The 13,188-nt window shown below is 73.8% G+C and carries 10 protein-coding genes; 2 read left to right on the top strand and 8 right to left on the bottom strand.

What is annotated here, in order from left to right:
* Window positions 1-5: 5 nt before the first annotated feature.
* The 4 genes from ABZ861_RS09050 to pgsA all read right to left on the bottom strand — a co-directional run bounded on the left by ABZ861_RS09050 (window position 6) and on the right by pgsA (window position 3,920).
* On the bottom strand, window positions 6-554 hold the full coding sequence (locus tag ABZ861_RS09050) for a hypothetical protein (RefSeq protein ID WP_361626075.1): 549 nt from the start codon (window positions 552-554) through the stop codon (window positions 6-8).
* 545 nt (window positions 555-1,099) lie between these two features.
* Window positions 1,100-2,263, bottom strand: a complete 1,164-nt coding sequence (locus ABZ861_RS09045; protein ID WP_361626072.1) for a glycosyltransferase family 4 protein — start codon at window positions 2,261-2,263, stop codon at window positions 1,100-1,102.
* Window positions 2,260-3,195, bottom strand: coding sequence for a phosphatidylinositol mannoside acyltransferase (locus ABZ861_RS09040; protein ID WP_361626069.1), 936 nt, complete (start codon window positions 3,193-3,195; stop codon window positions 2,260-2,262). Before ABZ861_RS09040 ends, ABZ861_RS09045 begins: the two co-directional genes overlap by 4 nt.
* Entirely contained in the window at window positions 3,192-3,920 is a 729-nt protein-coding gene (gene pgsA / locus ABZ861_RS09035; protein WP_361626066.1) for a phosphatidylinositol phosphate synthase, read from the bottom strand. Before pgsA ends, ABZ861_RS09040 begins: the two co-directional genes overlap by 4 nt.
* 216 nt (window positions 3,921-4,136) lie before the next feature.
* Between pgsA and ABZ861_RS09030 the strand changes: the two genes are divergently transcribed.
* Window positions 4,137-6,335 carry an elongation factor G-like protein EF-G2 gene (locus tag ABZ861_RS09030; protein ID WP_361626063.1) on the top strand — a complete coding sequence of 733 codons (2,199 nt, stop codon included), beginning with the start codon at window positions 4,137-4,139 and terminating at the stop codon, window positions 6,333-6,335.
* 224 nt (window positions 6,336-6,559) lie between these two features.
* Entirely contained in the window at window positions 6,560-8,215 is a 1,656-nt protein-coding gene (locus ABZ861_RS09025) for a hypothetical protein (protein ID WP_361626060.1), read from the top strand.
* Window positions 8,216-8,390: 175 nt separating this feature from the next.
* On the opposite strand, the gene ABZ861_RS09020 is transcribed toward ABZ861_RS09025, so the two are convergent.
* The 4 genes from ABZ861_RS09020 to ABZ861_RS09005 form a co-directional block, all read right to left on the bottom strand.
* Window positions 8,391-8,951, bottom strand: coding sequence for an HIT domain-containing protein (locus ABZ861_RS09020; RefSeq protein ID WP_361626057.1), 561 nt, complete (start codon window positions 8,949-8,951; stop codon window positions 8,391-8,393).
* Between the two features lie 73 nt (window positions 8,952-9,024).
* Window positions 9,025-11,001: a threonine--tRNA ligase gene (gene thrS, locus ABZ861_RS09015; RefSeq protein WP_361626054.1), complete on the bottom strand. Its 1,977-nt coding sequence runs from the start codon at window positions 10,999-11,001 to the stop codon at window positions 9,025-9,027.
* Window positions 11,002-11,112: 111 nt separating this feature from the next.
* Window positions 11,113-12,489, bottom strand: coding sequence for a hypothetical protein (locus tag ABZ861_RS09010; protein ID WP_361626051.1), 1,377 nt, complete (start codon window positions 12,487-12,489; stop codon window positions 11,113-11,115).
* Window positions 12,486-13,052 (bottom strand): DUF4365 domain-containing protein, encoded by a 567-nt coding sequence (locus tag ABZ861_RS09005; RefSeq protein ID WP_361626048.1) that lies wholly within the window; start codon window positions 13,050-13,052, stop codon window positions 12,486-12,488. The genes ABZ861_RS09010 and ABZ861_RS09005 overlap by 4 nt, the downstream gene beginning before the upstream one ends.
* Between the last annotated feature and the right edge of the window lie 136 nt (window positions 13,053-13,188).

The following is a 13,188-nucleotide window of genomic DNA, read 5'->3' as shown; positions in this document are numbered from 1 at the left end:
GCCGGTCACTGCGCGGCGACCCGCTCCACCAGGGCGGGCGGCGGCTCGTCGTCCATCTCGAAGGCCATGGGGAACGGGGCGTGCCCGGCCAGCCGGAACCACCGCACCTTGCGGTGCTCGCGCAGCCTGCGGACGGCGCCCACCGCGTCGTTGTGGAACCGGCGGGCCATCGGCACCCGGCGCACCGCCTCGGTCAGCTCGCGCGCCGCCTCCTCGCCTCCGGGCGCCTCGCGGACGGCCTCCACCTGCTGCGCCTCGCCGAAGACCGCCCGCAGCGCCTGGCTCAGCTCGCTCTCGCCGACCTCCCGGTGGTCCTCTTCGGCCTGCCGGGCGGCGTGCGCGGCCTCGTACAGCACGATCGAGGCGGCCGGGTCGAGCACCCCGGAGGTGGCCAGCTCCTGGGCCACCGAGGCCCGGCGCAGCAACTGGGCGTCGAGCGCGGCGCGGGCGGCGTCGATCCGGGCGTGCAGCCGGTCCAGCCGCCCGGCCGTCCAGCTCAGATACAGGCCGACGAGGACCAGCGCGACGAGGATCCAGAGGAGCGTGGCAGTCACGGGCGGCAAGGCTACCGGGAGGGCGCGGCGAGCGCCGCGGCCGGCCTGCGGGCGCGGCGCCCGCCCGGGGATGTCTTAGGGGGCGTCCCGCGCTCTCAGCGGCCGCCGGGGGCTCTCAGGGGTGCATCCCGAGCCCGCGGCGTCCGCGGGGGCGCAGGGGTGCGGCCACGCGCCCGCGGGGGATCAAGGAGTTGCTCCTCGTTGCCGACGGTCGGCCCGGGTGCGGCCACGCGCCCGCGGGGACTCAGGGGGGCGGCCACGCGTCCGCAGCGCCTTCCGGAAGGTCTCAGAGGTGCGCCTCGCGCCTTCGCAGCGCCCGCCGAGGGGCATAGCGGGCCCGCGGCGCCCGCAGGGGGCCTCTCAGCGGGCCTACCCGCGCCCGCAGCGCCCGCGGGGGGCCTACCCGCGCCCACGGCGCCCGCAGGCGGCTCAGGCGTACGGCCCCCGCGCCCGCCTCCCCGGCGTCCCTCAAGCGCCCGCGCCGCCTGCCCCGCGCCGCCCCGCCCCGCCCGTGCTCGTCGCGCTCCGCGGCTAAGGCCGCGGCCTCAGCCGCGGGCCAGCCCCCAGCGGGCGCGCAGACCCGTCGCGCGGTCGTCCGTCGCGACCGCCGCCGCGCCCGCGGTGACCGTCTCGTAGACGGACAGGATGTCCGCGCCCACCGTGGACCAGTCGAAGCGGCGGACGTGGGCGCTGCCCCGCTCGCACAGCACGGCGCGGCGAACCGGGTCGGCGAGCAGGCGCACGGCGGCCTCGGCGAGCGCGTCCGCGTCCTCGTTGGCGAACAGCTCGCCGGCCTTGCCCTGGTCCAGGACCTGGGCGAAGGCGTCCAGGTCGGAGGCGAGGACGGGGGCGCCCGCGGACATCGCCTCCACCAGGATGATGCCGAAGCTCTCGCCGCCGGTGTTCGGGGCGACGTACAGGTCGACGCTGCGCAGGAAGCGGGCCTTGTCCTCGTCGCTGACCATGCCGAGGAACTCGACCCGGGAGCGCAGTTCCTTGGGCAGGCCCGCCACGGCCTCGACCGCGTCCCCGCGGCCGGCGACCAGCAGCCGGGCGCCGGGCCGGGCGGCGAGGATCTTGGGCAGGGCCCGCACCAGGACCGGCAGGCCCTTGCGGGGCTCGTCGATGCGGCCCATGAAGCCGATGGTGTCCCCCTGCCACTCGGGGCGCGGCTCGGCGGCGGCGAAGAAGTCGACGTCGACGCCGTTGGGGATGACCACCGCGTCGCCGCCCAGGTGCTCGACCAGGGTCCGGCGGGCGTACTCGCTCACCGCGATCCGGGCGCTGATCTTCTCCAGCGCCGCCTGGAGGATGGCGTACGCGGCGATCATGGCGCGCGAGCGGGGGTTGGAGGTGTGGAAGGTGGCGACGATGGGGCCCTGCGCCGCCCAGCAGCTCAGCAGACCCAGCGACGGCGAGGTCGGCTCGTGGATGTGGATCACGTCGAACGCGCCCTCGTGCAGCCAGCGCCGCACCCGGGCCGCCGAGAGGAACCCGAAGTTCAGCCGGGCGACGGAGCCGTTGTACGGCACCGGGACCGCGCGGCCTGCCGAGACGACATAGGGCGGCAGCGGGGTGTCGTCGTCGGCGGGGGCGAGGACGGAGACCTCGTGGCCCAGCCCGGTGAAGTACTCGGCCAGGTCGCGGATGTGGAACTGCACGCCCCCGGGCACGTCCCAGGAGTACGGGCAGACGATGCCGATCCTCACGCCCGCTCCCCCTGCCCGGCGCCCTGCGTCCGCTCGGCGCGGGGCGCCAGGTCCGAGAGCCACAGGCGCTGGAGCATGTGCCAGTCCTCGGGGTGCTCGGCGATCCCGGTGGCGTAGGCGTCGGCCAGCGCCTGCGTCATGGCGGCCGTCCGCTCGGCGCGCGTGCCCGCCTCGGGCACGTCGACCGGGGCGTGCACGCGGCCCCGCATGACGGGCGAGTCGTCGTACCAGAGGGTGACGGGCAGCAGCAGGGCGCCCGTCTGCTGGGCGAGCAGCGCGGGGCCGGCGGGCATCCGGGCGCGCTCGCCGAAGAACGTCACCTCGACGCCGGACGCGGACAGGTCGCGGTCGGCGACCAGGCAGACCAGGCCGCCCTCGCGCAGCCGCCGGGCCAGCGTGCCGAACGCCGATCCGCCGCTGTGCGGCAGGACCTCCATGCCCAGGCTCTCGCGGTAGGCGACGAACCGGTCGTAGAGCGTCTCGGGCTTCAGCCGCTCGGCGACCGTGGTGAACGGCGTGTCCAGCTCGGTGGTGACCCAGGCGCCCGCCAGGTCCCAGTTCGCGAGGTGGGGCAGCGCGAGGATGACGCCGCGTCCGGCGGCCAGGCCGTCGGTCAGGTGGTGCACGTCCTTGGGGGCGAAGCCGTCGCGGACGCGCTGCGGGCTCCAGGCGGGCAGCCGGAAGGACTCCATCCAGTACCGCAGGTAGGACCGCATGCCCGCGCGGGACAGCTCCGCGAGCCGCTCCGGGCTCGCGTCCGGCGCCACGCGCGCGTAGTTGGCCTCCAGCCGCAGCACGCCCTTGCCGCGCCGCCGCCAGGCGAGGTCGGCGACGGTGCGGCCGAGCCGTACGGCGGCCGGCTCGGGCAGCTTCTTGACGGCGCTCCAGCCCAGGCCGTACAGGGCGTCGGTGAGGCGGTCGCGGGCGCTCATGTCGCCGCTCCGCTCCCCTGGTTCTCCGGCCGGGCCGCCGCCTCGGCCTCCGCAGACTCGCGGCGGACGGTGACCACCCGCTGCACCAGCGTGACCAGGCTGCCGGCCGCGACGATCCACAGGGCGACGGGCAGCAGGTACTGGATGCCGGGCACGCCGAACGCGTGCAGGCCCGCCAATCCGGCGGCGACCAGCGAGATGACCAGGCGCTCGGCGCGCTCGACGAGACCGTTGACGGCGACCGGCAGGCCGATCGCCTCGCCCCGGGCCTTGGTGTAGGAGACCACCTGACCGCTGGCCAGGCAGAAGATCGACACCGCGCACAGCAGCTCGTCGTCGCCGCGGCCCGCGTACCACAGGGCGAAACCGCCGAAGATCGCGCTGTCGGCCACCCGGTCCAGGGTGGAGTCCAGGAAGGCGCCCCAGCGGCTGGAGCGGCCGAGCTGGCGGGCCATGTTGCCGTCGACGAGGTCGGAGAACACGAACAGGGTGATCACGACCGTGCCCCAGAAGAACTCGCCCCGGGGGTAGAAGACCAGCGCGCCCGCGACCACTCCGGCGGTGCCGAGGAAGGTGACCGTGTCGGGGCTCACGCCCCGTCTGATGAGAAACGCGGCGAACGGTGTGAGGACACGCGTGAAGAATGCACGCGCGTACTTGTTCAGCATGGCCTTCCCGAGGGTCGGTGTCGCCGCGCGGCCCCTGCTGGCCGCCGGCTGGCCCATCGTAGTCACGCGCGCGCGTGCCCGGGGTCCGGGCGCCCGAGCGGGGCGCCCGGGGCCCTCGGGGCGCGCGTGCCGGGCGGGTTCGGGTCCCTCGTATGGACGCGGCGTGAGGGGAGTGGAAAGCTCGGAAGACCGCGGGCGTCGCAGGAGCCGCCGGTGACGCGGCGCCGGGTGTCCGCGCCCCCAGCCACCTCACCGTGCACGGGAGGCAGAACCATGGGCGACAAGGCGCACACACACCCCGGCGCCGCCGGCAGGGCTACGGCGGCCGACCGACCCACGTCCCTACGGAATGTGGTGCTGGTCGGCCACTCCGGATCGGGCAAGACGACCTTGGTGGAGGCTCTCGCGCTGACCGCGGGAGCGGTGAACCGGGCCGGCCGCGTCGAGGACGGCGGCTGCGTCTCGGACTACGACGACATCGAGCACCGCCAGCAGCGGTCGGTGCAGCTCTCCCTGGTGCCGGTCGACTGGGACGGCATCAAGATCAATCTGCTGGACACCCCCGGCTACGCCGACTTCGTCGGAGAGCTGCGGGCCGGTCTGCGGGCGGCGGACGCCGCCCTCTTCGTCGTCTCCGCCTCCGACGGGGTGGACGGCTCGACCCGCATGGCGTGGGAGGAGTGCGCGGCCGTGGGCATGCCGCGGGCCATCGTGATCACGCACCTGGAGGCCGCCCGCGCCGACTTCGCGGAGATGACCCGGGTGTGCGCGCAGGCGTTCGGCGCCGACGACCCGGACGCGGTGCTGCCGCTGTACCTGCCGCTGCACGGCCCCGAGGGCGCCGACGGGCACGCGCCGGTGACCGGCCTGGTCGGACTGCTGACGCGCAAGCTGTTCGACTACGCGGGCGGGGAGCGCAAGGAGTCCGAGCCGGGCGAGGAGGACGTGCCGCGCCTGGACGAGGCGCGCGGCCGGCTCATCGAGGGGATCATCTCGGAGAGCGAGGACGAGACCCTGATGGACCGCTACCTCGGCGGCGAGCGGGTCGAGGTCGACACCCTGGTCAAGGACTTGGAGCGGGCCGTGGCGCGCGGGGTGTTCTTCCCCGTGCTGGCCGCCGCCCCGGCCGCGGACGGCGCGCGGCAGGGCCTGGGGACGGTGGAGCTGCTGGAACTGATCGTCCGCGGTTTCCCGACCCCGCTGGAGCGCGAGGCGCCCGCCGTCACCACGGTGGACGGCAGGCCGCGCGCGCTTCAGCCGTGCGACCCGGCCGGGCCGCTGGTCGCCGAGGTCGTGAAGACCGCCTCGGACCCCTACGTCGGCCGGGTCTCCCTGGTCCGCGTCTTCTCCGGCACCCTGCGCCCCGACGAGACGGTGCACGTGTGCGGGCACGGTCTGACCGACCGGGGCCATGAGGACCACGACGTCGAGGAGCGCGTCGGCGCCCTGTCGACGCCGTTCGGCAAGCAGCAGCGCCCGGTGACGCACGCCGTCGCCGGCGATCTCGCGTGCGTGGCCAAGCTCGGCCGCGCGGAGACCGGCGACACGCTGTCCGCCAAGGACGACCCGCTGCTGATGGCGCCGTGGGAGATGCCCGACCCGCTGCTGCCGCTCGCCATCGAGGCGCACAGCAAGGCGGACGAGGACAAGCTGTCCCAGGGGCTGGCCCGGCTGGCCGCCGAGGACCCGACGATGCGTCTGGAGCAGAACCAGGACACCCACCAGGTGGTGCTGTGGTGCCTGGGCGAGGCGCACGCCGACGTGGCCCTGGAGCGGCTGCGCAGCCGCTACGGCGTCCAGGTCGACGTGGTGCCCCACCGGGTCCCGCTGCGGGAGACGTTCGCGAACAAGTCCGCCGGGCGGGGCCGGCACGTCAAGCAGTCCGGCGGGCACGGGCAGTACGCGATCTGCGAGATCGAGGTGGAGCCGCTGCCGGGCGGCTCGGGCGTCGAGTTCGTCGACAAGGTGGTCGGCGGCGCGGTGCCGCGGCAGTTCATCCCGTCGGTGGAGAAGGGCGTACGGGCCCAGGCGGCCAAGGGGATCGCGGCCGGCCATCCGCTGATCGACGTGCGCGTCACCCTGCTGGACGGCAAGGCGCACTCGGTGGACTCCTCCGACGCCGCGTTCCAGACGGCCGGCGCGCTGGCGCTGCGGGAGGCCGCGGCCGACGCCCGGATCCATCTGCTGGAGCCGGTGGCCGAGGTGAGCGTGCTGGTCGGCGACGACTACGTGGGCACCGTGATGAGCGACCTGTCCGGGCGGCGCGGCCGGGTGGTGGGCACCGAGCAGGTGGGCAGCGGACGCACGCTGGTGCGGGCCGAGGTGCCCGAGATCGAGATCGGCCGGTACGCGGTCGACCTGCGGTCCCTGTCGCACGGCACGGCGCGCTTCGAGCGGCGCTACGCCCGGCACGAGCCGATGCCGGCGCAGGTCGCCGACCGCGTCCGCCGGGAGGAGCGCGAGGCGTCCTGATCAGCGCGCCGGGCGCACAACCGGCGGGCGCGCGGGGGACCATGCCGCTCCCCAGGGCCGACGGGGCGTCTCGTCGGCCCAAGTGCCGCCGGAGGCGGGCGGATTGGCCCGTCCGCCTCCGCGCGCACAGGGCTGCGGATACGCTGGTGACCTGATCAACAGGTGTGCGGGGCAGGGAAGTCGGGAAGGCCGCAGGTGCAGAGGCGGCGGCAGTGGGGGCGGCAGTGACGGACGGATTCGATTTCAGTCCCGGGGCTCAGGTGCCCCTGTCGGGTGCGGCGGGGCAGACGGCGGCGACCTACGCGCTGGCCTCGGCCGCCTACCGGGACGACGAGGTCGGCAAGATCAAGGACGCCGACAACGAGTGGCACCAGTCCACGGTCAGGCCTCCGCGCCCCTGGGCGCGGATCTTCCGCCCGCTGTTCGGCGAGGCGTACTCCCGCGCGGTGATCGACCGGATGCTGGGCGCCGGGCGCAAGCCGCTCATCCAGTCCTTCGGCACCGAGCCCCAGGTCGTCGTGGAGCACTGCCTGGCGGCCCACCGCATCCGCCGCGAGCGCGACAACTGGCTGACGGCGGTCACCGTGCTGTGCGGAGTGCTCTTCCTGCCCGGGTTCGCGGTGTGGCTGATGGCGTTCAGCCTGCGCAGCACCGTGGGCAGGCGGGAGGACCGGCGGGCCGGCGCGCTGGGCACTGTCCTGCTCACCGCCGTGGCGGCGCTCGCCGTGCTGTTCCTGGTCAAGATGCCCTTCCACGGCTTCTGGGCGTGGTACGGACGCGCCGCGGTGGTGATGCCGGTGGCCGGCTGGTTCTGGGCCAAGCGGATCTGCGAGCGCACGGCACAGGATCTCAGGGAGCGGTGGCTGGCCCTGCTCTCGGGCGGCGCCATCGGCGCGAAGATCCCCGAGGCCGTGCCGGGCAGCCCCGGCGACGCCGCCGAGCAGCTCCGCAAGGAGCTGGCCCGGCTGAGCGCCGAGCAGCACTCCAACTCGGTCTTCTACGCCGGGCCCAAGGGCATCCTCGGCATGGGGACGCGGTGGGGTAGCTGGCAGTTGGCCGAGGACCTGGTCTCCGCCGAGCCGGGCAAGGAGTTCCACCCGTTCCGCAGTTGGGACGTGATCACCGCGATCCAGGGCGGCCTGGCGATGCTGGAGCGCACGTCCGTCAACACCGGCGGCTTCCCCAAGCCGCGCGTCACCCACTGGGTCGTCACGCCGGTCGGGGAGAACGCCAAGGAGGTGTCCCGGCCCAGCGGAACCGACGTGGACGCCTACACGGTCCGCACCCACGCGATCCAGGACATCTGCAACAAGCAGCAGTTCGGCAGCGGCGACCGGCACTACCTGGGCGTGCAGTGGACGCTGTGGGACGGTCACCTGGTGCTCACCATGATGATCACCGTCACCGTGCTGCACAACACCCTGCGCATCGAGGTCACCGGTCACGCCCTGGGCCCGGTCAACCCGCTGTTCAACGGCAAGCCCGCGGTCCGGGAGAGGGAGGTGCAGAAGGCGTTCCGCTTCTGGGAGACCCGCAAGGTGAAGCTGCCCCTGGTCGACGCCGACGAGGTGGTGCGGCTGGCCGCCCGCGCCCCCTTGACCTGGCACCCGCCGCTGCTGAACTGGCTCGGCGGCAGCCTGACCCTGCCCGAGCCGTTCGGCCTGCGGCACGCCTGGGCCGACCAGCCCTGGCGCCACCGCTTCATGGCCGACGACGCGCTGCGCGCCGCCGCCCCCGTGCTGCGGGTGGTGCACGCGGCGGCGCTCAGGACGCTGCGGGACAACGGCGTGGACGTGGAGAAGTTCGGCACGCGCTCGTCCGTCCTCAGCGGCCTGGTGCAGGACGTCTCCCCGCGCAAGGCGGACCTGTACGACGCGTGAGCGGGGGCGCGGACGCGCTGCCCGCCGTGACGGCCTGGGACGCGGGCGCGCTCTACGCCGGCACAGGCTGGGGCGCAGGGGTGCTTCAGGCCGTCACGGCCTAGGGCGCGGGCGTTTCATACGCCGCGGGCGTCTCGCACGCCGCGGGCGCCTCGCACGGGCGCCCCGCCCGTGCTCACGCCTCGGGCCAGGCCGCCGCCAGCATGGTCCGGGTGTCGGCCAGGAGCTGCGGCAGCACCCGGGTGTGGCCCACCACCGGCATGAAGTTGGTGTCGCCGCCCCAGCGGGGCACGATGTGCTGGTGCAGATGGGCGGCGATGCCGGCGCCCGCGACGGCGCCCTGGTTCATGCCGATGTTGAAGCCGTGCGCGCCGGAGGCGGCCCGCAGGGCCCGCATGGCCTGCTTGGTCAGCTCCCCCAGCTCGGCGGTCTCCGCCGCGGTGAGGTCGGTGTAGTCGGCGACGTGCCGGTACGGGACGGTCATCAGGTGGCCGCCGTTGTACGGGTACAGGTTCAGCACCGCGTACACGTGCTCGCCGCGCCGGACGATCAGGCCGTCCTCGTCGGACTTGGCCGGTATGGCGCAGAATGGGCAGCCGTCGCCCGCCCCCGGACCGGTCGGCTTGTTCTCGCCCTGGATGTAGGCCATCCGGTGAGGCGTCCACAGGCGCTGAAACGCGTCCTGGGTCCCGACTCCGATCTGCTGCTCCGGCTCACTCGTCATGCAAGGCAGCATATGGCGTGCCGCCGGGGCGACGGGAAAGGCCCCCGGTGAGCGCGGACGGATCACCGGGGGCCTTCTATGCCGCTCAGACCTGCGCGCGCTCCTCGACGACCTTCGCGATCTTCGCGAGGGCCTCGTCGAAGGGGATGCCGTTCTCCTGGGATCCGTCGCGGTAGCGGAAGGACACGGAGTCGTTCGCCATGTCCTCGTCGCCCGCGATGACCATGAACGGGACCTTCTGCTTCTGCGCGTTGCGGATCTTCTTCTGCATCCGGTCCGAGGAGGAGTCGACCTCCACCCGCAGGCCCTTCTTCTTCGCCGCGGCGGCGAACCGGTGCAGGTAGTCCACGTGCGCGTCGCCGATCGGGATGCCGACCGCCTGGACCGGCGCCAGCCACGCCGGGAACGCGCCCGCGTAGTGCTCCAGCAGCACCGCGAAGAAGCGCTCGATGGAGCCGAACAGCGCGCGGTGGATCATGACCGGGCGCTGCTTGGAGCCGTCGGCGGCCGTGTACTCCAGGTCGAAGCGCTCCGGCAGGTTGAAGTCGAGCTGGATCGTCGACATCTGCCAGGTGCGGCCGATGGCGTCCTTCGTCTGCACGGAGATCTTCGGGCCGTAGAAGGCCGCGCCGCCCGGGTCCGGGACGAGCGGCAGGCCCTGCTTCTCGGCGACCTGGCGCAGCGTCTCGGTGGCCTCCTCCCACACCTCGTCGGCGCCGACGAACTTCTCCGGGTCCTTAGTGGACAGCTCCAGGTAGAAGTCGGTCAGGCCGTAGTCGCGCAGCAGGTTCAGCACGAAGGTGAGCGTCTGGTCCAGTTCGTCGGCCATCTGCTCACGGGTGCAGTAGATGTGCGCGTCGTCCTGGGTGAAGCCGCGGGCGCGGGTGAGGCCGTGCACGACGCCCGACTTCTCGTAGCGGTACACGGTGCCGAACTCGAACAGGCGCAGCGGCAGTTCGCGGTACGACCGGCCGCGCGCGTCGAAGATCAGGTTGTGCATGGGGCAGTTCATGGGCTTGAGGTAGTAGTCCACGCCCTCGTCGAGCTGCATGGGCGGGTACATGCCGTCGGCGTACCAGTCCAGGTGGCCCGAGGTCTCGAAGAGCTTCCCCTTGGTCGCGTGCGGGGTGTAGACGAACTCGTAGCCCTCCTCCTCGTGGCGGCGGCGCGAGTAGTCCTCCATGACCCGGCGGACGATGCCGCCCCTGGGGTGGAAGACGGCGAGGCCGGAGCCGATCTGCTCGGGGATGGAGAACAGGTCCAGCTCGTTGCCCAGCTTGCGGTGATCGCGCTTCTCCGCCTCGGCGAGGAAGTCGAGGTGCTGCTTCAGCTCGTCCTTGGACGGCCAGGCGGTGCCGTAGATGCGCTGGAGCATCGGGTTCTTCTCGCTGCCGCGCCAGTAGGCGGCGGCGTTGCGCATCAGCTTGAACGCGGGGATGAGGCGGGTGGAGGGCAGGTGGGGACCGCGGCAGAGGTCCTTCCAGCACAGCTCGCCGGTCTTGGCGTCCAGGTTGTCGTAGATCGTCAGCTCGCCGGCGCCGACCTCCACGTCCGCGCCGTCGTCGTGCGAGGCGGCGCCCTTGAGGCCGATCAGCTCCAGCTTGTACGGCTCGTCGGCCAGTTCCTCGCGGGCCTCGGCGTCGGTGACCACCCGGCGGGAGAACTTCTGGCCCCGCTTCTGGATCTCCTGCATCTTCTTCTCGACGGCCTTGAGGTCGTCGGGGTGGAAGGGCTTCTCGACGTCGAAGTCGTAGTAGAAGCCGTCCTTGACCGGCGGGCCGATGCCGAGCTTGGCCTCGGGGAACAGCTCCTGCACGGCCTGCGCCATGACGTGCGCGGTCGAGTGGCGCAGGATGTTCAGACCGTCCTCGGAGGAGATCTCGACGCCCTCGACGGTCTCGCCGTCGCCGACCTCGTAGGACAGGTCCTTCAGTTCCCCGCCGACGCGGGCGGCGACGATCGAGCGCTCGCCGGCGAAGAGGTCGGCGGCCGTGGTGCCCGTCGTCACCGTGCGCTCTTCCCGCTCGGAATCGCGTTGGATGATCACACGGACGTCTGACACCGGTTTCTCCTGACTGAAGAGGGGATGCGGCGCCGTACCGGGAGCGCGCGCATGCCCTGGATCGTACCGACCCGGGGGCGCCGACCGCGAAACGGTTTGCCCGCGCGGCGTTCAGTCGCGGTCCGCGCCCGCGGGGCCTCCGGGGCGGTCGGCCTCCGGGAGGGCGTCGGGGTCTACGACGTCCTCTACGTCGTCGGCGGTGTCGTCGGCGTCGTCAGCGGGGGCTTCCTGAAGTGCCTTCATCAGCCGGAAGCGTTCCTCGTCGTCCACGGGCACGGGCGCCAGCTCGCAGGCGCCGGTGAGCCTGCGGAAGCCGCCCCGGCTCTCCAGCCGCCCGAGCACCCGCACCGGCAGCCCGACCAGGTGGGCGTGACCGGCGGTCCGGTAGTCCTCCTCCGCCAGGGCCACCCGGACGTAGGGCACCTCCGCGCCGGAGATCACCCGCAGCCGCGCGGTGCCCTCGCCGTCCGGCTGCGCCCGGCGCAGCCGGACCACCGTGCCGGTGATCCGCACGGGCACGGACGGCTCGGCGCGCAGATACCGGGCGCCCGCCTCGCGCAGCACGGGCAGGTCGCCCGGGGAGAACTCGACGGCCCCGGCGGCGCAGTGCGCGGGGACGCCTGCGGCGGGCGCCCAGTCGACCGCGATCCGCGCGCCCTCGGCGCCGCGCACCAGGGCGACCAGGGCCTCGGTCAGCTCGCGGCTGGCGCCGGCCTGGACGGCGCCGTCGAAGGCGTCCAGGCTGCCGGTGGCCCGCCGGTAGTCCACGGCCTCGCGCACCGCGAACAGGGCCTGGTGCAGGCGCACGGCGAGCGGCCTTGCGGGCGCGACCGGCGCCAGGGCGGTGAGGCGGGCGCCGCCGGATGCGGAGCCCACGAGGACGTGCTCCAGGGCGGCGGCGGCCGCGCGCCGGTGCCTGGCGCCGTGGTAGCCGGCCCGAGCGCGGGTGGCCAGCGCGGCGGCGAGCAGCATCTGGCGCGCGGCGGCGCGCAGCCCCTCCTCCGCGGTCCAGGGCGCGGCGCCGGCCGGGCCGCTGGGCACGTCCCGCTGCCAGTGGATCTCGTCGCTGGGCACGGCGAGGGCGACCAGCACCTCGCGGGCGGACGGTGCGCCGCTGCGGGTCAGGGCGTCCAGCGCCTCGCCCAACAGGTCGTCACTGTCGGGGAAGGCGCGGCTGACGGGCACCAGCAGGCTCGTCCCGGCGCCGCCGGGTCCGGGCGGCGTCCAGCGGCCGTAGCGTCCGGCGGCGCCGCCGCGCCGCTGCCAGCCGTGGCGCCGCAGCAGCGCGCCGAGCACGGCCGGGTCGACGTCGGCGGGCCGGGTGGCGGGGGCGGCGTTCCAGGGGCCGTCGCCGGGATGCGGTCGCACCGGCCGGAGCGGTTCGCGCGGGGGGCGGTGCGGTGCGTCCTGTGGGGGATGCGGTTCGTCGAGGGGGCGGTGCGGTTCGTCCAGGGGGCGGTGCGGTTCGTCCAGGGGGCCGTGCGTCATGGTCTGCCTCCCGTGCCGACCCGCGTCATGATCTCGCACAGCGCCCGGTCGTCGAAGATCCGCGAGGTCGGCACGCGCACGGTGGTGCGGCGCCGGCCGGTGACCGGATGGCCGGCGAGGTTGACCCAGTAGCAGCAGTGCCGCAGATCGAGGCGGTCGTGCCCGGCGCGCAGCCACTGGTCCTGCGCACGCGGCACGATCATCACGACCAGGATCTTGTGCACCGAGACCGGGGTGCGGGCGAGCTTCGCCAGGTGGTCGTTGTCGAGCGTGAAGGAGAAGGAGGGCCCCGGCGGGTGGGGCGGTAGCTGGTAGGTGCACTTGAGCTGCACCTTGATGGTCACCTCGTCGTCGACGGTGTGCCCGGGGGCGCTGTGGCTGACGTGCCAGTCGATGCCGTTGTCCGGGAACGGCTGCGACAGCGAGCAGCCGGCCGCGGCGGCGACCGCGTGCAGGTAGCCGACCTGAAGCGTCTCCATGCAGGCGGTGACGGCGAGTGCGCCGCGCGGGACGCCCGCACGCTCGGGCAGCAGCCCGCCCCGCTCGGGCTGCGCAACCGTCATGGCCAACAGCCTTTCGATGTGGAGGGATTGGCGGGTGCGTGCTCGCGTCCCCGCTGCGGGTCCGTGAACTGCAAAGACCCGTACTCCTGTTGTCTCCGTCCGGCGTACGGCGCAAACAGCCCGGGTATCACCGAAC

The organism is Streptomyces sp. NPDC046985, assembly GCF_040644415.1.
In the GTDB taxonomy this organism is placed as follows: Bacteria; Actinomycetota; Actinomycetes; order Streptomycetales; family Streptomycetaceae; genus Streptomyces.
This window is presented reverse-complemented; position numbering and strand designations above follow the sequence as displayed.